18 protein-coding genes and 1 tRNA gene are annotated in these 20288 nt (G+C 68.8%); 6 read left to right on the forward strand and 13 right to left on the reverse strand.

The window, feature by feature from the left end; genetic code table 11:
* Positions 1-13 precede the first annotated feature (13 nt).
* From ACQPYY_RS07510 to orn, 5 genes are all read right to left on the reverse strand, one after another.
* Complete coding sequence (locus tag ACQPYY_RS07510; protein WP_433593213.1) at positions 14-1006, reverse strand: SGNH/GDSL hydrolase family protein; 993 nt, start codon at positions 1004-1006, stop codon at positions 14-16.
* Between the two features lie 86 nt (positions 1007-1092).
* Positions 1093-2652, reverse strand: a complete 1560-nt coding sequence (locus ACQPYY_RS07515) for an ArnT family glycosyltransferase (protein ID WP_433593214.1) — start codon at positions 2650-2652, stop codon at positions 1093-1095.
* 12 nt (positions 2653-2664) lie between these two features.
* Complete coding sequence (locus tag ACQPYY_RS07520; protein WP_433593215.1) at positions 2665-3666, reverse strand: SGNH/GDSL hydrolase family protein; 1002 nt, start codon at positions 3664-3666, stop codon at positions 2665-2667.
* Positions 3667-3867: 201 nt separating this feature from the next.
* A tRNA-His gene (locus ACQPYY_RS07525) sits at positions 3868-3940 on the reverse strand.
* A 66-nt stretch (positions 3941-4006) separates the two neighbouring features.
* Positions 4007-4633 carry an oligoribonuclease gene (gene orn, locus ACQPYY_RS07530; protein WP_357090438.1) on the reverse strand — a complete coding sequence of 209 codons (627 nt, stop codon included), beginning with the start codon at positions 4631-4633 and terminating at the stop codon, positions 4007-4009.
* Positions 4634-4849: 216 nt separating this feature from the next.
* On the opposite strand from orn, the gene ACQPYY_RS07535 reads away from it, so the two are divergent.
* A complete protein-coding gene (locus ACQPYY_RS07535; protein WP_433593216.1) occupies positions 4850-6613 on the forward strand; it encodes a helicase HerA-like domain-containing protein in 1764 nt (587 codons plus the stop codon).
* Positions 6614-6626: 13 nt separating this feature from the next.
* Here the strand turns inward: ACQPYY_RS07535 and lysA are convergent, their stop codons facing one another.
* The 6 genes from lysA to ACQPYY_RS07565 form a co-directional block, all read right to left on the reverse strand.
* Positions 6627-7973 carry a diaminopimelate decarboxylase gene (lysA, locus tag ACQPYY_RS07540; RefSeq protein ID WP_433593217.1) on the reverse strand — a complete coding sequence of 449 codons (1347 nt, stop codon included), beginning with the start codon at positions 7971-7973 and terminating at the stop codon, positions 6627-6629.
* Between the two features lie 132 nt (positions 7974-8105).
* Positions 8106-8900 carry a mycolate reductase gene (gene cmrA, locus ACQPYY_RS07545; protein WP_379100993.1) on the reverse strand — a complete coding sequence of 265 codons (795 nt, stop codon included), beginning with the start codon at positions 8898-8900 and terminating at the stop codon, positions 8106-8108.
* An 86-nt stretch (positions 8901-8986) separates the two neighbouring features.
* Complete coding sequence (locus ACQPYY_RS07550) at positions 8987-9418, reverse strand: DUF4189 domain-containing protein (protein WP_379100996.1); 432 nt, start codon at positions 9416-9418, stop codon at positions 8987-8989.
* A gap of 138 nt (positions 9419-9556) precedes the next feature.
* Positions 9557-10141: a VOC family protein gene (locus ACQPYY_RS07555; protein ID WP_433593218.1), complete on the reverse strand. Its 585-nt coding sequence runs from the start codon at positions 10139-10141 to the stop codon at positions 9557-9559.
* On the reverse strand, positions 10141-12168 hold the full coding sequence (locus ACQPYY_RS07560; RefSeq protein ID WP_433593219.1) for an FAD-dependent oxidoreductase: 2028 nt from the start codon (positions 12166-12168) through the stop codon (positions 10141-10143). Before ACQPYY_RS07560 ends, ACQPYY_RS07555 begins: the two co-directional genes overlap by 1 nt.
* Positions 12165-12743, reverse strand: coding sequence for a PadR family transcriptional regulator (locus ACQPYY_RS07565; protein ID WP_379101003.1), 579 nt, complete (start codon positions 12741-12743; stop codon positions 12165-12167). The genes ACQPYY_RS07560 and ACQPYY_RS07565 overlap by 4 nt, the downstream gene beginning before the upstream one ends.
* A 173-nt stretch (positions 12744-12916) precedes the next feature.
* On the opposite strand from ACQPYY_RS07565, the gene ACQPYY_RS07570 reads away from it, so the two are divergent.
* From ACQPYY_RS07570 to ACQPYY_RS07580, 3 genes are all read left to right on the forward strand, one after another.
* Complete coding sequence (locus tag ACQPYY_RS07570; protein WP_433593220.1) at positions 12917-13861, forward strand: hypothetical protein; 945 nt, start codon at positions 12917-12919, stop codon at positions 13859-13861.
* Positions 13862-14060: 199 nt separating this feature from the next.
* Positions 14061-14474: an effector-associated constant component EACC1 gene (locus ACQPYY_RS07575; protein ID WP_433593221.1), complete on the forward strand. Its 414-nt coding sequence runs from the start codon at positions 14061-14063 to the stop codon at positions 14472-14474.
* A gap of 6 nt (positions 14475-14480) precedes the next feature.
* Positions 14481-16775, forward strand: coding sequence for a caspase, EACC1-associated type (locus ACQPYY_RS07580; protein WP_433593222.1), 2295 nt, complete (start codon positions 14481-14483; stop codon positions 16773-16775).
* 36 nt (positions 16776-16811) lie between these two features.
* Here ACQPYY_RS07580 and ACQPYY_RS07585 read toward each other — a convergent pair whose 3' ends face one another.
* Positions 16812-17249, reverse strand: a complete 438-nt coding sequence (locus ACQPYY_RS07585; RefSeq protein WP_433593223.1) for a flavodoxin family protein — start codon at positions 17247-17249, stop codon at positions 16812-16814.
* Between the two features lie 289 nt (positions 17250-17538).
* Between ACQPYY_RS07585 and ACQPYY_RS07590 the strand changes: the two genes are divergently transcribed.
* Both ACQPYY_RS07590 and ACQPYY_RS07595 read left to right on the forward strand, forming a co-directional pair.
* Complete coding sequence (locus tag ACQPYY_RS07590; RefSeq protein ID WP_433593224.1) at positions 17539-17889, forward strand: helix-turn-helix domain-containing protein; 351 nt, start codon at positions 17539-17541, stop codon at positions 17887-17889.
* A 96-nt stretch (positions 17890-17985) separates the two neighbouring features.
* Positions 17986-18801, forward strand: a complete 816-nt coding sequence (locus ACQPYY_RS07595) for a class I SAM-dependent methyltransferase (protein WP_433593225.1) — start codon at positions 17986-17988, stop codon at positions 18799-18801.
* Between the two features lie 18 nt (positions 18802-18819).
* Here the strand turns inward: ACQPYY_RS07595 and ACQPYY_RS07600 are convergent, their stop codons facing one another.
* A complete protein-coding gene (locus ACQPYY_RS07600; RefSeq protein WP_433593226.1) occupies positions 18820-20256 on the reverse strand; it encodes an MFS transporter in 1437 nt (478 codons plus the stop codon).
* Between the last annotated feature and the right edge of the window lie 32 nt (positions 20257-20288).

The raw sequence follows: 20288 nt of genomic DNA on the forward strand, positions 1-20288 counted from the left end.
GTCCGCTACCGGGTCAGCGGCCGAGGTGGCTGTAGACCTCGGCGGCCACGGCGGTGTCGCCGCGCGGTGTCGGGTGGAAGGGGAGACCGACCAGGTTCACCTTCGGGTCGAGGGCGGCCAGGACCCACGGGTCGGGGGCGCACAGGCCGTGTCCGGCGGTGGGGACGCGGGCGTCGACGAAGTCGATCGAGAGGATCTGGGCCGCATCGCGTTCGGCGTCGTCGAGGCGGTTCCAGAAGGCGTTGACGGCGCCGCCCCGGGGCTGGATGTAGCGGAAGGTGCCGAGGACGTCGAGGCACCAGGTGTTCGAATTGACCGGGGCCAGTTCGGGATAGCCGACGAGCTGGATCTTCGCGTTGGGGGCGTAGTACTTCACGTACTCGACGACCTTGCGGATGCGGTCGGCGTAGGCGGCGCCGGTGATGGTGTCGAGCTCGGGCCAGTGCTCCTTGTCGACGGCGTCGGCGTCGCAGCCCTGGCTCATGTTCAGCGCGCAGCGCAGCTGGCTGGGGGCATCGGCGACATTGGTGGAGTCGCGCGGCCAGGAGTCGTTGGCGCCCAGCTGGATCGCGACCACCTGGGTGCGCGGGCCGAACGCGCCGTTCTTGCTCGCCTTGATCGCCAGCTGCGACAGGGTGTAGCCGTCACGGCCGGGGATCTCCTTGCCGGTCGAGGTGACCGGGCCGCTGTCGATGGAGGCGTTGGTGCAGGTCGCGTTCTCGAAATCGGCTGCGGGGACACCCATCAGCGCGCTCAGCTGGACCGGCCACGAGGTGTCGCGGTGCAGGCACTCGTGCGACGCGGCGTCATTGTTGCCGTCGCATTTGACCAGGACCCCGTCGCAGGCCGGGTTCGCGGCGAACGAATCGCCGAGTACGACAAGGGTGCGACCCTGCGCCGGGGCCGGTTCGTCGGCGGCGGCGACGCCCACCGAACCCGCGGCGGCGAGCACCGCGGCGACGGCGGCCAGCCGCAGCGACGCGCCCTTGGTCGTGAAACTCAACATGCAAATCCTCCCCAGCGGAAACGTTGCGCTAGACCGACAGTGTTGCTCATGAGACCGACAGTGTTCTCACCAGGCCGACAGAGTTCTCACGAGGCCGGAGGAACGATCATGTAGGTCAGCTTCGGCCAGGCCACCGACAGCGGGACCAGCGGCTCGCGCAGGATCCAGATGTTCACGTGATGGTTCTGGCCGGCGATGCCGAGCTCGTCGATCATCTGCAGCGCTTGGGTTTTCTGCCCGAAGTTCGCGAGAAACGCCCGCTGTTCCGGACTGTCGTTGTAGCCGACCCACAGGATGGTCGTGGCGGAGTCCGGCGGCGGACCCCACACGGCGAAACCGCGATTCGGGCTGTACGCCGGTGGAATCGACTGGAACTTGCCGTAGTGGTCGAGCGCGCCGGCCTCGTTGTAGGCCTCCGCGACCACCGCGGTCGCGGCCCGCTCCTCGGGCGGCAGACCGGCCGCCACCCTCTCCACGGCGTCGGCCAGGTCCGCCCAGTCGTCGTTGCCGTAGTGCTGCAGGAAGCCCAGCTTGCTGGTGTTGGGGACGTCGATCCAGCTCTTCGGGTAGGGGAGCGTGGCCAGGGCGGCCATCAAAACGGCGGTGAGAACGGTCAATCCGGTGAACACGCGCCGCAGCACGGCCGCCGGACGCGGACCTGCGGTGTCGAACAAACCCGACAGCACCACCGCGCCCGCACCGAAGATCGCGGGAATGATCCCGGCGACGTAATAGGACCGGCCGTGGCTCGCGACCACCAGCACCACCATCAGCAGCGCCGCGACGAGCACGAAGCGGTACGGGCGCAGCTTCGGATCCCGGGCCAGGCCGTACAGGCCCAGCACGCCCAGGCCGCCGCCGAGGAATCCGGTGACCACCAGGATCGCGATCACCGTGCCCCACTGGCCGCCGTCGCTCTGCGCGGTCTCGTGCGCGATGGCGGCATTGGTGGCCAGCTGCGGCCAATCGTGGGAGGCCTGCCACAGCAGGGCCGGGGTCATGGCCGCCGCCATGATCAGCAGGCCCAGCCACAGGGCCGGGCGGCGCAGGATCTCACGCGGACCCGCCACCAGCATGGCGACACCGACACAGGCGCCGAGCATCAGCACCAGCCACTTGTCCTGCACGTCGATCGCCGCCGCCACGCCCGCGGCGACGAGCAGGCGGTCGCGGCGGGTGCGCACCCACCGGACCAGCAGCCAGATGATCAACGCCTGGAACGCCACATCGATGGCGACGCTGTCGAGCACGGTGTAGGCGAAGATGAACGGTGAGGCTGCGTAACCCGCGGCGGCGAGGAGCTGGAACCGTTCCCGCGCACCGCATTCGTAGGCGACCGCGGCGGTCAGCACCGAAACCGCGATCAGCAGCAGCAATCCGGGGATCCGCAGCGCGATCACCGATCCGGGCGCGAGCACGTCGGCCAGCCGCGCGATCAACGGGATCAGCGGGCCGTTGTCGACGTAACTGACCGCGAGGCGGCGACCGCACGCCAGGTAGTACAGCTCGTCGCCCGCCAGCTGGAACCGGAACGCCGAGACCGACCAGACCAGCGTGATCAGGCCGGAGACCAACAGGACACCGCGCCACGCGAACTGTGGTGGCGCGGCCGTCGCCTCGGATTCAGGGGTGATGGTGAGCGTCATTGCTTCTCCGGGTCAGTGCGACGCGATGTGGCCGTGGATGGTGGCGGCCACGGCCGTGTCGCCGCGCGGCGACGGGTGGAAAGGCAAGGCGGACGGGCTCTGCCGGGGATCGAGGAAGTTGCTGAACCACGGGTCGGCGGCGCACAGGCCGTGTCCGGCGGTCGCGGGCTTCAGGTCGATGAAGTCGACGCCCAGGATTCCGGCGGCCTCGCGCTGGGCGGTCTGCAGCCGGTTCCAGTACGCGACCATGGCTCCGGCCCGCGGCTGGACCCAGTGCACGACGCCGAGGATGTCCGCGCACCACTCGGTCGCGCCCTCGGGGGCGATCTCGGGATAGCCGATCAGTTCGATCTTCGCGTTCGGGGCGTAGTACTTCACATAGTCGACGACCTTGCGGACGCGGTCGGCGTAGGCCGTCCCGGTGATGGCCGTGTAGTCCGGCCACCGGCCCTCGGCCACCGCGGCGTCGTCACAGCCGTGTACGAGGTCGATCACACAGGTGAACACCTTGTTCACATCCGCGGAGAGGGTCGCGTCCTTGGGCCAGGAGTCGTTGAACCCGAGCTGGATGGTCACCACCCGGGTCCGCGGCCCGAACGCGCCGTTCTGCGCGGCGTCGAGGGCCAGCTGCGCCAGGGTGTAGCCGCCGCGGCCGGGCACCTGCTCACCGGTGGAGGTGACCGGCCCGGTGTCGATGGACGCGCTCGAGCACGAGTTGTTCACGACGTCGGCGGCCTCGACGCCCATCAAGGCGCCCAGCTGGACGGGCCACGAGGAGGGTCCGTGCAGGCAGGCCCGCAGCCCGGTGCTGTCCGGGTTCTCGCATCTGGTGAGCACCACGTCACAGGAGGGGTTCGCGCTGTAGGAGTCGCCGAGCACCACGAGCGGGCGGCCGGGTGCGGGGGCCGGTTCGGCCTCGGCGGTGCCCGCCGATGCCGCGGCGGCCAGGACGCCCATGGCGACGGCCAGCCGGGGCAGGAGTACGGCCCGGCCGGTTGTCCAGGAACTGGTCAAGTGCAAAATCCTCATCGAGCCACAGCCATGCCGAACGGGGCACGATTATGATGCAGCCCACAGCAACGGACAGATAAAGCAAAGTAACTGCATTTCACTTGGTTGGCAAGCAAGCGATTCGCACCCGGCGAAGGGGCGTCACCTGCCCCGCAACGCAGTTCGGCCCAGGCGAGAGAATATTCTCTGGCCTGGGCCGATAAGGGTGGCTGACGGGACTCGAACCCGCGACACCCAGGATCACAACCTGGTGCTCTACCAGCTGAACTACAGCCACCATTGCCGGTAACTTCCGGCGCGCTAGAGCTTAACGTGTCGCCGCTGTGAGTACCTAATCGGCTGTTCAGGAGGGGTTTACGGGCGGCTGCGCGGGGGTCGTCAATTCGGCGGCGACAGCGGCGATCTCGGCCGTGGAGGGGCCGGGGGCCGCAACGAACGCGGTGCGGCGGTAGTACTGGAGCTCACGGATGGACTCCTGGATGTCGGCCAGCGCGCGGTGCGCGAGCCCCTTCTCGGGCTGGCCGAAGTAGATCCGCGGGTACCAGCGCCGGGCCAGTTCCTTGATCGAGCTGACATCGATCATGCGGTAGTGCAGGTGCGCGTCCAGCGCGGGCATGTCGCGCGCGATGAACCCGCGATCGGTGGCGATCGAATTGCCCGCCAGCGGAACCGTCCGCGGCGTCGGCACGTACTGCTTGATGTAGTCGAGCACCTGCTGCTCGGCCTCCTCGAGGGTGACGACCGACCGCCGCACCTCCTCGGTGAGCCCCGACTTGGCGTGCATCTCGGTCACCACCGGCGGCATGGCGGCCAGCGCGGCGTCGTCGGCGTGGATCACGATGTCCACGCCCTCGCCGAGAATATTGAGGTCACTGTCGGTGACGAGCGCGGCCACCTCGATCAGCTTGTCGCTGTCGAGCCGCAGCCCGGTCATCTCGCAGTCCATCCACACCACGTACTTGTCGGTCACCGCCAAACACTAACTCTTCGCGCGAACCCCACCCGGTTTGCGTCGGACCGTCCGCGCGGCCCGAACCCGATTGGTTAACCGCAGGCAACCCGCGTCGAGGCCGCTCGGACGTGCGATCGAGCAGTATCGTTGCGGGCGAATCTCACGCGCGGCGAGCGGATGGCGTGTGGGTCGGGCAGTTTCTGAGCAGTCGGCACGGCAGACGGAGGAAGCGCGATGACCACCCCGCAGGAGAAGGCAGCGGCGGCTCGGAAGGCCGCCGAGGAAGCGGCGCGGATCGCGGCCGAAGCGGCCGCCGCGGCCGAAGCCGCCGAACAGGAGGCCGCCGCGCAGGAGGCCGCCGAGAAGGCCGCCACCGCGGCTACGGCCGCGCCCGCGGCGGATTCGGACGGCAAGGCCGCGGCCACGGCGAAAGTGGCTGCCGCCGACGCCGATCCGGCGAGCAAGGACGAGGTCGCCGCCCAGGAGATCGCGGCCGGGTACGCCATGGACGGGGTGGCGCTGGAGTTGGGCACCGTGATCGTCGGCGGCACGGTGCATCCCGACGCGCGGGTGCGGATTCCGATGAAGACCATGAACCGGCACGGACTCATCGCGGGGGCCACCGGCACCGGTAAGACCAAGACCGTGCAGGGCATCGCCGAGCAGCTCTCGGCGGCGGGCGTGCCGGTCGTGGTGGCCGACATCAAGGGCGACCTGTCCGGGCTGGCGCAACCGGGACAATCCAACGAGAAGCTGCTGACGCGAGCCCAGGAGACCGGCGACGCGGACTGGAAGCCGCAGGGGTTCCCGTGTGAATTCGTCTCCCTCGGCACCGGCGGGATCGGGGTGCCCATCCGGGCGACGATCACCTCGTTCGGGCCGATCCTGCTCAGTAAGGCGCTGGGGCTCAACGAGACTCAGGAGTCGACCCTCGGCCTGATCTTCCACTGGTCGGACCAGCAGGGCCTGGCGCTGCTGGACCTCAAGGACCTGCGCTCGGTCATCCAATACCTCACCAGCCCGGAGGGCAAGGAGGATCTCAAGGGCATCGGCGGCGTCTCCGCGCAGACCGCGGGCGTGATCCTGCGCGCGCTGGTGAACCTGGAGGCCGACGGCGGCGACACCTTCTTCGGTGAGCCGGAACTGAATCCGTCCGACCTGATGCGCAGCGCGGGCGGTCAGGGCGTGATCACCCTGTTCGAGCTGGGCGCGCAGGCCGCGCGGCCGCAGATGTTCTCGACGTTCCTGATGTGGGTGCTGGCCGACCTGTTCCAGACCCTGCCCGAGGTCGGCGATATGGACAAACCCAAGCTGGTGTTCATCTTCGACGAGGCGCACCTGCTGTTCAACGGCGCGTCCAAGGCGTTCCTGAACCAGGTCGAGCAGACGGTGAAGCTGATCCGCTCCAAGGGCGTCGGCGTCTTCTTCTGCACCCAGCTGCCCACCGACATCCCCAATGCGGTGCTCTCCCAGCTGGGTGCGCGCGTCCAGCACGCGCTGCGCGCCTTCACGCCGGAGGATCAGGCGGCGCTGTCGAAGACGGTGCGCACCTACCCGAAGACCGCCACCTACGACCTGGAGAAGGCGTTCACCTCGCTGGGCATCGGTGAGGCGGTGGTGACGGTGCTGTCGGAGAAGGGCGCGCCGACCCCGGTGGCGTGGGCGCGCATGCAGCCGCCGCGCTCGCTCATGGACACCATCGGCGACGACGCGATCCGTTCCCGCGCACAGCAGTCCACGCTGTACGGCAAGTACGGCCAGACCATCGACGCGGAATCGGCGTACGAGATCCTGACCGCGAAGATCCAGGCCGCGGCCGAGCAGGCCGATCAGGACGCGGCGGCCAAGAGCTCGCGCTCGGCCAAGCCGGCGCCGGAGGAGGATTCGATGGCGGAGAAGATCGTCAACAATCCGGCGTTCAAGAACTTCCTGCGGTCGGCGGCCACCGTGGCCGGGCGCGAGATCAGCCGCAGCATCTTCGGCACCCGGCGGCGGTAGGCCGGTCCCGGGCTCAGTGCCCGATATCGCGGCTGAGCAGATCGTCGATGGTCTCGCGGCGGACCAGCTCCCGGGACTCGCCGTCGCGGACCGCGACGATCGGCGGCCGCCCGATGCCGTTGTAGGACGAGGCCAGGCTGTGGTGGTACGCGCCGGTGCACGGCACCGCCAGCACCTCGCCGGGCCGCAGATCGACGGGTAGCCGGACGTCGCGGGCCAGGATGTCGCCCGCCTCGCAGTGGCGGCCCGCGATGGTGGCGGTCATCTGGGGGCCGGTGGGATGCCGGTTGGCGACCACGGCGTCGTAGCGCGCGCCGTAGAGGGCGACGCGCGGGTTGTCACTCATGCCGCCGTCCACGGTCACATAGGTGTGGCCGTTCTCGACGTGCTTGATCGACAGCACCCGGTACAGCGTGACGCCCGCCCGCGCGACGATGGCGCGACCGGGTTCCAGGGCGATGCGCGGGCGCGGGAACCCATGCCGGGCGCACGCCGCGTCGAGGGCGTCCTCGATGATGTCGGCCAGTTCGGCCAGGTTCAGTTCGGCGTCCCCGCCGCGGTAGGCGACCGCGTGCCCGCCGCCGAGATCCAATTCGGTGAGGGTGACGCCGAATTCGTCGCGGATGCGGGCCATCTCGGCGACCACCTGCCGCACCGCCTCGCCGTAGGGGAAGGTGTTGTGGATCTGCGAACCGATGTGGCAGTGCAGGCCGGTGAGTTCCAGATTGGGTTGCCGCACAATGCGATCCACCACTTCCTTGACCGCCGTGCCGCCGATCGGGAAGCCGAACTTCTGATCGGTGACCCCGGTGCGGACCGCCGGATGCCCGTCGATGTCGATATCGGGGGTGACGCGCACCAGCACCCGTTGCGGTGTCACGGCCAGCGCCGACAGCAGCGTGATCTCGGTGAGCGAGTCGACCACGATGCGCCCGACCCCGCAGCCCACCGCGGTCTCCAGTTCGGCGAACGGTTTCCCGTTGCCGTGCAGCACGATTCGCTCCGGATCGGCCCAGCCGGACAACGCGACCGCCAGTTCCCCGGCCGAGCACACGTCGAGGGACAAGCCCTCCTCGGTGATCCATTCGGCGACCGCGCGGGTGAGCAGTGCCTTGCCCGCGTAGATGATCTCCGCGTCCGGGAATCGGGTCCGGTAGGCGCGGCAGCGGTCCCGCACCTCGGTCTCGTCGAGGACGTAGGTGGGGGTGCCGTATTGGTCGGCGATGTCGGCCAGCGCGACCCCGCCGACGGTGATGCGCCCGTCGGCGTCGTAGTGCGTGTCGCGCGGCCAGACGGCCGGGTCGAGACGGGGGATCAGGCCCCCGTCCCGCAGCGACGGGAAGATCTCGAGCAGCGTCACGGCGTCTCCTGGTGAGAGCTCCCCGCTTTCTCTTCTGCGGGGCCGTCACCAGGACTACGCCTGATCGAGGGGTCCGAACCGGTCCGGCACGGGCTCTTGACGAGCGCCGGCCCGATCTTGACGTTTTGCTGATCAGCCGCCGAGCTTCTTGTAGGCGGCGCCCGCCACCACCGAGGTGATGGACCGCGGGCCGAACTGCCCGGCGATGCTCATGCCCTTGCTGATCAGGCCCGGGACCACCCGCATCTTGTTGCGGGCGAGCGCGTCGATGGTGATCTTGGCGGTGTGGGCGGCGGTGACCCAGATGAACTCGGGGATCTTGCTGCCCATCTCCTCCTGGTCCGGGTTGTCGGTGCGGACCGGGCCGGGGGCCAGCAGGGTGACATTGACGCCGGTGCCCTTGAGCTCGCCGCGCAGCGACTCGGAGAAGGTGTTGGTGAACGCCTTGCTCGCCGAGTAGGTGGTGTTGTGCGGAATCGGCATATTGCCGGCGGCGGAACCGGTGATCAGGATGCCGCCCGCACGCCGCTCCAGCATGCCCGGAAGCACGGCCAGCGTCAGGTCGTGCACGGCCACCGCGTTCAGTTCCATGATGTCGCGCTCGTAGTCCAGGTCCAGCTTGGCGAGCGCGCCGAAGGTGGCGACACCGGCGTTGTTGCACAGGATCGCGATATCGCGGGCGGCCAGCTCCTTGGCCAGCGGGGCCCGCTGGTCCCGGTCGGACAGGTCCACCGCGCGCACCTCGGCGGTGATGCCGTACCGCTCGGTCAGCCGCTGCGCCAGGTCGGCCAGCAGATCGCCGCGCCGGGCGACGAGGATCAGCGAGTAGCCCCGCGAGGCAAGCTCTTCGGCGAGGGCGACCCCGATCCCGGAGGAGGATCCGGTCACGACGGCACGATTGTCGGCGGTGGGTGCAGGCAGGCTCACGGCGGAGAGCCTACCGATGTTCGCCCGAACCGGGTGGCCGGGCCACGACGCGAGAGGCGTGCGGGGCCCGGCGACGGGTCCTCCGACTAGCCGGCGTTGGCGGTGCAGGCCGAGTGGCGGAGCGTCGCGGTGCTCGGCTCGGCGCTGCCCAGGCTCACCAGCAGCGGGTTGGGGTCCGGGCCGGCGGCGGCAAGGGCATTGCGTTCGGCCTCGGCGCGGGTGGCGCCGACCGCCCAGAACAGGTCGTTGTCGCGGCGCGAGTAGGCGGCGCAGCCGTTGACCCAGCGCAGCTTGATGAAGCAGTTGCTGTAGCCGCACTCGGACAGGGCATCGGCGTCCGCCGAGGCCTGGTCCGGGTAGTTCCAGCGGCCCACGATGTGGGTGGAGTCGTCGAGGTTGGCGATGGCGAAGGCGCCGTAGAGGTCGCCCTCGGCGTGGGCGGTGCCCATGGTGCCGGTGAGCAGGGCGCCGGCAGTACAGGCCACGACGCCCAGTGCGGCCTTACGAGTAAGGGACATAGAGAGTTTTCTCCCCCGGATCGAACGAATCACGTGCTACGCGATCATGTCAGAGGGGTGCGACAGCGCTCACCATCCGAATCGGTTGCCGAATAGGTCATTTCGCCTTCGGATGGCAGCGCCGCCGGTATGCGGAGGTCAGGACCGCGGCTTCGGCTCCATGAACGCGACGCCCCAATTCACGTGGCCGCGCCACACTCCCGCGATGCGGCCGCCTTGGACGGCCGGTTTGGGATCGCCGATCGGACCGCCCGCCGCGCGGATGGCGGCGACGGCGGCGTCCAGGTCGGCGGTCATGAAGGCGACGCCGACCAGGGCGGGTGGCAGGCCGGAGGTGACGGCTTCGATGAAGGGTTCGCCGACGCGGTAGAAGGCCATCTCGGGTCCCTCCGGGCCGCGGGGGAAGAAGCGGCGGCGCGGGGGGACCCCGAGGACGGCGGTCAGATCGGTGACGGCGGAGTCCAATTCGGGAACCCAGTAGACGACGTGGTCGACGATCGTGACGCCGTTGGGATGCGCCGCACCGGACTCGGACGCCGCCGAATCCAGGTAGGGCACGCCCAGGGTGTCGGGGTCGGCGTGGGTTTCGTCGAAGCCCCAGGCGGGCTCGCCCAGCACGCATTCGACCTGCCCGACGCGGAAGCGGCCGTCGGTGACGGTGAAACCGAGTGCCGCCCAGGACTGCTCGTCGCCGGGCAGTCCCAGGCGGGTGAGGTTCGGCATTACAGGCTCGCCGCCAGGCGGGTGCCCTGGTTGATGGCGCGCTTGGCATCGAGCTCGGCGGCCAGGTCGGCGCCACCGATGAGGTGCACCTTCACGCCCGCGGTTCGCAGCGGCTCGTGCAGGTCGCGCACGGATTCCTGGCCGGCGCACAGGATCACGTTGTCGCATTCGATGACCTGGGGGCGCTGCCGCTTCTCACCGAAGCTGATGTGCAGGCCGCGATCGTCGATGCGCTCGTAGTTGACGCCGCCGATCTGCTCGACGCCCTTGGCCTTGACCGCGGCCCGGTGCACCCAGCCGGAGGTCTTGCCCAGATCCTTGCCGAACGCGGACGACTTGCGCTGCAGCAGCACCACTTCGCGGGCGGCGGGGGAGGGCTTGGGGGTGGTGACGAAGCCCGGAACGGTCGGGTCGTCGGAGACGCCCCACTCTTCCTTCCACTCGTCGAGCTTGAGGCTGGGATGCCCTTCGACGGTGAGGAATTCGCTGACGTCGAAGCCGATGCCGCCCGCGCCGATCACGGCCACCTTCTTGCCGACCGGTTTGCCGTCGCGCACCAGTTCGGCGTAGGTGAGCACCTTCGGGTGGTCGATGCCGGGGATATTGGGAATGCGCGGCTTCACACCGGTGGCCAGGATGACCTCGTCGTAGCCGCCCGCGATGAGCTGCTCGGCGGTGGCGCGGGTCTCCAGATGCACGCGCACGCCGGTGATTTCGAGCTGCCGGGTGAAGTAGCGGATGGTCTCGTTGAACTCTTCCTTGCCGGGGATGCGGCGGGCGATGTCGAACTGCCCGCCGACCTTGTCGTCGGCCTCGAACAGGTCCACGTGGTGCCCGCGCTCGGCCAGGCTGACCGCGGCCGACAACCCGGCCGGGCCCGCGCCGACGACGGCGAACCTCCGGGTGCGGCGGGTGGGCAGCAGCTTCAGTTCGGTCTCGTGTCCGGCGCGCGGATTCAGCAGGCAGGATACGGTTTTGGCCTGGAAGGCGTGGTCCAGGCAGGCCTGGTTGCAGGCGATGCAGGTGTTGATCTCGTCGGTGCGCGCGTCCTGCGCCTTGCGGGCCCAGTCGGGGTCGGCGAGCAGCGGACGGGCCAGCGAGATCAGGTCGGAGTCGCCGCGGGTGAGGATCTCCTCGGCGGTCTCGGGCATATTGATGCGGTTGGACGCGCACACCGGAATGTCCACGAGGTCTTTGACCTTCGCGGTCCACTCCACGAACGCGGCGCGTGGCACCGAGGTGACGATGGTGGGCACCCGGGCCTCGTGCCAGCCGATGTCGGTGTTGATGATGGTGGCCCCGGCGGCCTCCACATCCTTGGCGACGGCGGCGATCTCGTCCCAGGTCTGGCCCTTCTCCACGAAATCGGCCATGGAGAGCCGGAACACGATGATGAAGTCCGGGCCTACCGCCTGGCGGACCCGGCGCACGATCTCCCCGGCGATGCGGCGGCGGTTCTCCGGCGAGCCGCCCCACTTGTCCTTGCGCTTGTTGGTGCGCTCGGCGAGGAACTGGTTGATGAAATAGCCTTCACCGCCCATGATCTCGACGCCGTCGTACCCCGCGAACTTGGCCAGGGCGGCGGTGCGCGCGTAATCGTCGATGGTGCTCTCGACGCCCTTGCCGGACAGCGCGCGCGGCTTGAACGGATTGATCGGGGCCTTGATGGCCGAGGCGGAGACGCTGGTCGGCATGTAGGAGTAGCGGCCCGCGTGCAGGATCTGCAGCGCGATCTTGCCGCCCTCGGCGTGCACCGCCTTGGTGATGGCGCGGTGCCGGTAGGCCTCGGTCTTGTTGGTCAGCTTCGCGCCGAAGGGCAGCAGCCAGCCGGTGCGGTTGGGGGCGTAGCCGCCGGTGATGATCAGGCCCACACCGCCTTTCGCGCGTTCGGCGAAGTAGGCGGCGAGCCGGTTGGTGTGCCAGGCGCGATCCTCGAGGCCGGTGTGCATGGAGCCCATGACCACCCGGTTGCGCAGGGTGGTGAAGCCGAGGTCCAGGGGTTCGAACAGGTGCGGGTACGCGCTCATCGGCGAGTGCCTTTCGGGTCGGACGCCTGCGACCGGGCTGTGTCGCGTTTCAGGGCGTCGAGTACTTCGTCGCACCAGTCGATGAACCCCTCCTCAACGCGGATGCCGCCGCGCAGGACGAGGTACTGGTGCAGTTTCGGGCCGGTGAGGTCGGCCGGCGCGGGGTAGTCCTTCTTCTCGAAGGCGCGGTACAGGTCGAGGCGGTGGGCGTGCTGGTCGCGGTGGCGCTGCACTTCGGCGACGATCACGTCCGGGTCGCCGAGGGAGGCGGCGCGCAGCTTGACGCCGAGGTCGCTGCGCAGGGGCTCGAGGTCGGCGGGCTCGGCGATCCAGCGGATCAATTCGTCGCGGCCGGCGTCGGAGACGGTGTAGACCTTCTTGTCCGGGCGGCCGTCCTGCGGCACGGTCTCGGCGATCACCCAGCCCTGCTCGTCCATGCGCTTGAGGACGCGATAGATCTGCTGGTGGGTGGCGTGCCAGAAGAAGCCGATGGATTTGTCGAACCGCTGGGCCAGGTCGTAGCCCGAACTGGCGCGTTCGGTCAGCGATACCAGGAGCGCGTGTTCGAGGGCCATGCCGTCAGGGTAACTGCTACGAGACGTACTATGCAATTCAGTGCATAGAGCTCGCGCGTTGCGCGCCGGCGTCGGCGTGTCGGTTAACGCGGCCGGTAGCGGGGCTGATTTCTGAGCGAACCACTCGCCCCTGGGGAGATACTCGGGCGGGGATGAACCTCAGGGGAGCCGATATGCGTTCGACATTCGCCACGGTGGGGGCGGCAGTCCTCATCGCGACATCCGCGGTTCTGATGACCGCGTGCAATGACGAGACGGGCACTCCGGTGCCGGTGACCTCGGTCAGCGCCGCGCCGCAGGGCGCCGGGCAGCCGGGCGCCACCAAGCCCGGTGGCGTCGACACCCGGGCGTTCCTGCGCAGTATCGGTAAGACCGGCTGGTACGAGGGCTTCGAGATCACGATCGACCAGGCCACCGTCACCGCCGACGGCTTCGGCGGCGCGAAGATCCGCGTCGACATCACCTACAAGAACACCACCACCGCCAACAAGACGCTCGCCGTCGTGCCCGCCGTCCAGATCGGCGGCGCGATCGACGGCGGCGCCGGGTGGAACAGCCCCGAGGTTCCCGGAAAGGGTTCCGCCACCGGCGATATCACCGCGTCGGTGAAGTCGTACGACACCCCCGAGCATCTGCTCGACACCATCACCATCCTCTACGGCAGCGCCGCGGAGAACCAGACCAAGTTCCCGCTGAAGACCGACGCCAAGGTCGAGAGCGTCGCCCCCCGCACGCTGAACATCACCGGCAAGCTCACCCAGGATCAGACGACGGTCGAGATCACCGGCGCCACACTGACTCCCAGCTACAGCAAGAACGAGGCCGGGAAGATGGAGCTGGCGCTGCACGTCAAGTTCATCGGCGGCGGGGGCATCGCCGCGGGCGGCACCAACATCTCCTACACAGACTTCAGTGCCAAGACCCCGGCCGGGTCCACCGAGGTGGCCGACTTCCGCGGCGCCGTCATCGAACTGCTGGGCCGCAATCAGACGATCGACAAGGCCGGCAATGTCATCGTCTTCCTGGTTCCGTCGCCGGCCACCGGCCCGTACACCCTCTCCTTCGACGCTGCCAAGGGCGAGAAACCGGCGGGCACCTTGAGCTTCACAGTCAACTGAGCCCGCCCCGCCTCTTTTGCTCCGCGGTAGCCGCGTGCGGGTAGTCGACTACCCGCACGCCACGGTGCGGAGTTCACCACTCAGGTGGCCGTGCGTGCACCGCATCGGCCGTTTTGCCTGGTTCGGGTAGTTCTGTACCCGTGAGACCTCGGATCCGAGCGATGAGAATCGATCGTGTCGATTCGGGAAAGAGGCTCCGATGGCTACCACACAGAACGACCACAGCGGCGTGACGGTTCGAATATCGATGTCCGCCGCGGGGATCGACGACGAGCGCATGGACCGGCAGACCCGGATGCTGCGGGCCGAGTTGGCCGCGATGGACGGCGTCGAATCGGCGGTCCTGGCGCGCGACACCGCCGGGGCCGCACCGGGTTCGAAGGTGGCCGACCCGGTCACCCTCGGCGCGATCGTGCTGGCCTTGAGCGCCTCCGGCGGGGTGGTCACCACCCTGATCGAGACGGTGCACGACTGGCTGAAGCGCGATCCGGGCTCCCGCCGGGTGGCGGTCACCATCGACGGCGAGAGCATCGAAATCGATGCCGCCAGTGACGCCGAGCAGCACGAGCTGGTCGAGGCCTTCCTGCGACGACACGGCGCGGTGGCGGGGTGAGTTGTCATGGCCGGCCGATTCGCCCTGGTAGTGGCGACCTACACCTTCTCCGATCCTGGACTGCGGCAGCTGACCGCACCCGCCCACGACGCCGAAGCGCTCGCCGAGGTGCTGGCCGATCCGGCCATCGGCGGGTTCGAGGTCACCACGTTGATCAACGAGCCGCACCACGTGGTCGGTTCGGCGGTCGGTGACTTCTTCAGCGACCGCAGGCGCGACGATCTGACCCTGCTGTACTTCAGCGGCCACGGGCTCAAGGACGACGCGGGCAAGCTCTATCTCGCGATGACCGACACCCGTACGCTCAACCCGCTTTTCACCTCGGTCGCCGCGGACCAGATCGACTACGCCATGACCGGCTGCCACTCCAACCACCAGATCCTCATCCTGGACTGCTGCTACAGCGGAGCGTTCCCGGTCGGCGCGATCGCCAAGGCCGACGACCAGGTCCACGCCCTGGAGAGCTTCAGCGGCCGCGGCCGCACCGTGCTCACCGCCTCCGACGCCACCCAGTACGCCTTCGAGGGCGACACCCCGCACGGCCAGGCCTCCCAGTCGGTGTTCACCCGCCACCTGGTCGCCGGCCTCCGCGACGGCGGCGCCGATCTCGACCAGGACGGCGATATCACCGTCGACGAGCTCTACAGCTACGTCCACGACCATGTCGTCGCCGAACGCCCCCGCCAGCGCCCCAAGAAGCAGGACAACGTCGAAGGCCGCACCGTCCTGGCCCGCAACCGCAATTGGCAGGTCCCGCAACACATTCGATCCGGCCTCGAAAGCCCGGCCGTCCGCGACCGCCGCAACGCCCTCGAAGACCTGGATCAGCTGCACCGCACCGGCGGCGCCATCGTCCGGACCCGAGTCCGCGACGCCATCACCCAACTCGTGAACGACGACAGCCGCGCCATCGCCGCCGCGGCCGCCGACTGGCTCGACACCCACCCCACCGGCACGGCAACGGCGCCTGTCGTCGGCGGCGATGGACCAGCCCCGAAATCAGACTCCCACCCGGACGGTGAGACCCTCCCGGCAACGGCGCCGGAGCGCACCAATGACGCTGCGCAGCAACAGGAATCTCCGACCGAGGACCAGACGCCACCGCCTCCCGCCTCTGAGCAAGAAGGTGCGACCGAACCGGCCGCACTGTTCGGCGAACCCGAATCACCTCTCCGGCCGGAACGCGGGGGCGTCGAACGCTTCGGTGGCCGGCTCAAAGGCAAGCTCCGCGAACGGAAGTGGGCGATATCTGTGGCGGCCTCCGCCGCGGCGATCGCCTGCGTCATCGCGGCGGGCGGCTGGTATCTCGCGCCGCACAGCGTAGCCGGGCACGCCACCGCCAACAATTCCGCGCTCCGTGGGCCAGACATAGACCTGGTGAATCTGGTTGCGGCGAAAGGCTATAGCCGCAGCAACTGCGTGCACTGGGACCCTGCTCCGGGCGAGATCGCGCATATCGGATGCGATTTCAACAAGGCCGCGGGTGCGGCATTCGCGCATTTCTATCGCTTCGCGAACCTCGACAAACTCACCGGCTTCTATCAGTCCACGGCCCGAAATCTGCACTCCGGCAGCTGCCCTGGCGACCCACCCGGTCTGGACGGCCCCGTCTTCGACAATCTCCGCAAGGCGGTGGGCCGCAAGACTTGCTCCTTGGATCCCACGGGCTACCCGGCTGTACCGGTTCTGATCGTGACCGATGAACCCGACCTCGCACTCGTCCAGTACTTCTTCGACCCGAAGGACTTCTCGTCACCTGTCGCCGAGCAGCTGCGTAATTACGCGGCGGCACAGGGGTACCGGCAGTTTCTGCCGGCTGACGAGGCCAAGGACCCGGATCAGTTCACCTCAGCCGATGACGACCTGCTGAAGCGTCTCGGTAGCGACTTCACCTATGCGAACTGTCGGCACGAACACGCGGGACCACTTCAGACCGCGGTGGTCAGCTGCGGTTCACCGGCGAACTATCCCGCCAGCTCATCGTTCGCGGGTCATCCCACCACTGCCGCCGCGAATGCGGACTACCAATCAGATATCGGCATGTTCGGGGGCCACGCCTGTGATGGTCGGCCGGGACCGGACAGTGTCTGGATCCGGGACAATCAACCGATCGGCCGGTTCAGCTGCGTCCCCACTCCTGGAGACGCGCTGCACCCCGACGACCACAGCCCCTGCCTGATCTCGGTCCATGACGGCTTGCATATTTTGAGCGTCTTCTGCGCCTGGTCCCCAGGAGCTCCCCAGGGCGCGCCCACCACCGAGTCGGACTTGCTCGCCTGGTTCCAGAAGGGATACGGATAACCGGCCCGACTCACCTCGTGCAACCGCGGTGGCCCGTCAGCCCAACCCCGCCGCGAAGGCCCGCGCCGCAGCCAGATCCGCGGCGTCGGGCCGCCCCTTGTGGATTCCCCCGACCAGCTTCAACGGCGCGAAGGTGTCGAACCCCCGCACCGAGAACGTATCCACCACCTCGAACCCCTTCCGCCCGAGCAGCCGCGTCATCGGCCCTATCACCACCGGAAACCCGCTGGTGGCGAACACGAACGCCCGTCCACCCCGCCCCTCCGGCAGCCCGCGCACGAACTCCCGCAGCCGCGGATGAAACGCCATCGAGAAGATCCCCGACCCGAACCCCACCAGGTCGTACTCCCCGATCTCGGCGGCGGTCACCTCCTCGGGTTCCACGACCCGGGCCCCGAGCGCCGCCCCCATCGCCTCGGCCACCCTCCGCGTATTTCCGTGCGACACCGACACGCACACGATCAAAGCCCTCATCACAATGCTCCTCGTTCCCGCTGGATCCGGACATCTCACAGACACCGCCCGAGAACCGGATCGTGACATGTGGCGGGGGTGTCGGCGGCCACACGGATGCTTTCCCGATCAATCTCCTTATCGAATTATTCGAAAGCGGTGCGCAATGGGGTCAACCGAGGAGGGCGAATGACCGACACGTTGGACGAGCGCACGCTGCTACCGGAACACCCGGATCAGATCGCTGAGTTGCGCCGTTTTCTGGACTCGGTGCCGGCCACTGTCGAAGCGGCCATCCTGCGGTCCACGGATGGTGAGGTGGTCGCATTGCCCGCTGAGGTCGTGGAGGCTTTGCGGCTGGTGGCGCGCGCTGTCGGAGGGGAAGGCGGTTACCGTCGCCCCCCTCCATACGACCCTCGCCACTCAGGAGGCCGCGGAGCTGCTCGGGATGAGTAGGCCGACCTTCGTGAAGTTGCTCGATTCGGGGGCGGTCCCTTTCACCCGTCCCGGCCGTCATCGACGCGTCCGCCTCACCGACGTGCTCGCGTACCGCGAGTACCGGCGAGCCGAACGTGCGGCGGGTCTTTCGGAGCTGACCAGGATCTCCGAGGACATGGGTCTCTACGACGACGTTCCACCGAATCCATTGAGACGGAACTGAATCGATGCGGCGGATACTTCTCGATACTTGCGTCCTGTCGGATCGGTCGGCGGCGGTAGCATCAGCGGCTATGTCGGACGGTGCGAGGCCGGTGCGGTGACCACGGCGGGGCGCGGGGACGCGGGATTCACCGGGTCGATTCCCGAGGTGTACGACTCGCTGCTGGTTCCGATGATCTTCGCGGAGCCGGCTCGGCTGCTTGCGCGGACGGTGGGGGCGTCCGGCGGGATCGATGTGCTCGAAACCGCCGCGGGGACCGGCGTGCTGACCAGGGCGCTGGATCGGCCGGGTAGCCACCGCATCGTGGCGACCGATCTGAACGAACCCATGCTGGCGGCCGCCGAGGCTCGATTGCCGTCCGAGCGGGTGCGATGGCAGGTGGCGGATGCCGCGGATCTGCCGTTTCCCGATTGCTCGTTCGATGTCGTGGTCTGCCAGTTCGGCGTCATGTTCCTGCCCGACAAGGTGCGCGGTTACGCCGAGGCCCTGCGGGTACTGCGTCCGGGCGGGATGTTCGCGTTCACTGTCTGGGATCGGATCGAGACGAGTCCGGTCACCCAGGTCGTCACCGACGCCCTGGGTGCCGCCGCACCGGACGAACCGCTCGAGTTCCTCCGCCGAACCCCACACGGCTACTTCGACTTCGACCGCATTCACGGCGAACTCGAGGCGGCCGGGTTCGACCACATCAGCGGTGAGTACCTCGACGGTTCGAGCCGTCAGACGGCGGAGACGGGTGCGGTGGCGTTCTGCCAGGGCACCCCGCTGCGCGGCGAGATCGACCGTCACTCGACCCTGAATGTCGAGTCCGCGACCGCGATCGCCGCCGCCGCATTGCGGGACAGGTTCGGATCCGGCCAGTTCACCGCCCCGACCCGCTGGTTGCAGTGGACGGCCGCCCGCCCCCGGTAATTCAGCGCCGCGGGCCCCTCACCGGGCCGCTTTGACGGCGAGGGTGGCGGCGAGGGCGAGGGTGGCTCCTTCCGCGATGGCGGTGGTGCCTACGGCGTGGGCGGCGGCGATGGGGTTGGTGGCGAGGGTGAGGAAGAGGGTGCCGAAGGTGGCGACGCCGATGACGACGCCGAGTTGGACGCAGGTGACGAGGATGCCGCTGGCGTCGGCCGCCAGGGTGACGGGGATTTTGCTGGTGGCGCGGGCCATGAGGGGGCTGAAGGCGAGGCCGTAGCCGATGCCCATGAGGGCGAGGACGGTCAGGTCGAGGGGATTGACGGAGTGGCCGTCGCGGAGGGACAGGGCCATGGCGATGGTGGTCGCGGCGGCGAGGAGCAGGCCGCCGGGGATCATCGCGCGGTGGAAGCGGGCGGGGATGCGGGTCCAGTTCAGGCTGACCAGGCCGAAGGTGATGCCGTTGGGGACGAACAGGAGTCCGGCGTGGACGGGGGAGTAGCCGAGGGTGGATTGCAGGTGGATGGTGAGGATGAAGACCCAGCCGCCGAAGGTGCACATGATCAGGAAGAGGGTGGCCGCGGCGGCGAGCAGGCCGGGGGCGCGGACCACGCGATCGGCGAAGAGCGGTTCCCCGCCGCGGTGGTGCACCCAGCGCTCCACCAGGGCGAAGGCGGCGAAGCCGAAGGCGGACGCGCCCAACGCGATCCGGGTCCAGGCGGGCCACTGCTGTTCGTGGCCGAGCACGAGCGGCACCGACAGCGCGAGGACCGAGGCGGTGAGGACGGCCAGTCCGGGCAGATCGAGCCGGCGTTCACCGCGCGGGGTGGCGGCGGGCAGCACGCGCGGCGCGACCGCGAGCAGGGCGACCCCGATGGGGACGTTCACGAGAAACACTCCGCGCCAGCCGGTTCCGGCGATATCGCTGCTCACGATGATGCCGCCGAGGATCTGGCCCGCGACCATGCCCCCGGAGATGACGGCCGCGTACACGGAGAGCGCCCGAGCGCGTGTGTTCCCGGTGGCGGTGATCTGGATCAGGCTCATGACCTGCGGCACCATGGCCGCCGCCCCGACGCCTTGGAGGAAGCGGAACGCGATGAGCGAGGCGGGATTCCACGCCAGCCCGCAGGTGAGGGAGGCGAGGGTGAACAGCGCGAGCCCCGCGACGAACATCCCGCGCTGCCCGAACCGATCACCGAGCCGTGCGCCGGTGACCAGCAGCACCGCGTAGGCGATGACGTAGCCGGAGACGATGAGTTGCAGCCCGGAACCCGTGGCGTGCAAGGAGGTTCGGATCGACGGGATGGCGACGTTCACGATGGATGCGTCCAGGACCGCCATGAACTGGCCGAGCAGGATGACGGTGAGGACCGCGATCGGACGTCGAACGCCGCCGAGCGCCGGCGTGGTCGGCGGCGCGGCAGCCGCGGGTGGGGTGTGGGTGAGGCTCTGAGACATGAGATTCAGCGTGCGCCGCGGCCGATCCCGCT

The organism is Nocardia sp. CA-145437 (assembly GCF_050956485.1).
GTDB lineage: Bacteria > Actinomycetota > Actinomycetes > Mycobacteriales > Mycobacteriaceae > Nocardia.

What these genes read in the sequence shown, in the direction of transcription:
- ACQPYY_RS07510 (WP_433593213.1), bottom strand. Translation starts at nt 1,006, where the DNA reads ATGTTGAGTTTCACGACCAAGGGCGCGTCGCTGCGGCTGGCCGCCGTC.
- ACQPYY_RS07515 (WP_433593214.1), bottom strand. Translation starts at nt 2,652, where the DNA reads ATGACGCTCACCATCACCCCTGAATCCGAGGCGACGGCCGCGCCACCA.
- ACQPYY_RS07535 (WP_433593216.1), top strand. Translation starts at nt 4,850, where the DNA reads ATGACCACCCCGCAGGAGAAGGCAGCGGCGGCTCGGAAGGCCGCCGAG.
- ACQPYY_RS07550 (WP_379100996.1), bottom strand. Translation starts at nt 9,418, where the DNA reads ATGTCCCTTACTCGTAAGGCCGCACTGGGCGTCGTGGCCTGTACTGCC.
- ACQPYY_RS07555 (WP_433593218.1), bottom strand. Translation starts at nt 10,141, where the DNA reads ATGCCGAACCTCACCCGCCTGGGACTGCCCGGCGACGAGCAGTCCTGG.
- ACQPYY_RS07560 (WP_433593219.1), bottom strand. Translation starts at nt 12,168, where the DNA reads ATGAGCGCGTACCCGCACCTGTTCGAACCCCTGGACCTCGGCTTCACC.
- ACQPYY_RS07565 (WP_379101003.1), bottom strand. Translation starts at nt 12,743, where the DNA reads ATGGCCCTCGAACACGCGCTCCTGGTATCGCTGACCGAACGCGCCAGT.
- ACQPYY_RS07570 (WP_433593220.1), top strand. Translation starts at nt 12,917, where the DNA reads ATGCGTTCGACATTCGCCACGGTGGGGGCGGCAGTCCTCATCGCGACA.
- ACQPYY_RS07575 (WP_433593221.1), top strand. Translation starts at nt 14,061, where the DNA reads ATGGCTACCACACAGAACGACCACAGCGGCGTGACGGTTCGAATATCG.
- ACQPYY_RS07580 (WP_433593222.1), top strand. Translation starts at nt 14,481, where the DNA reads ATGGCCGGCCGATTCGCCCTGGTAGTGGCGACCTACACCTTCTCCGAT.
- ACQPYY_RS07585 (WP_433593223.1), bottom strand. Translation starts at nt 17,249, where the DNA reads ATGAGGGCTTTGATCGTGTGCGTGTCGGTGTCGCACGGAAATACGCGG.
- ACQPYY_RS07590 (WP_433593224.1), top strand. Translation starts at nt 17,539, where the DNA reads ATGGTGAGGTGGTCGCATTGCCCGCTGAGGTCGTGGAGGCTTTGCGGC.
- ACQPYY_RS07600 (WP_433593226.1), bottom strand. Translation starts at nt 20,256, where the DNA reads ATGTCTCAGAGCCTCACCCACACCCCACCCGCGGCTGCCGCGCCGCCG.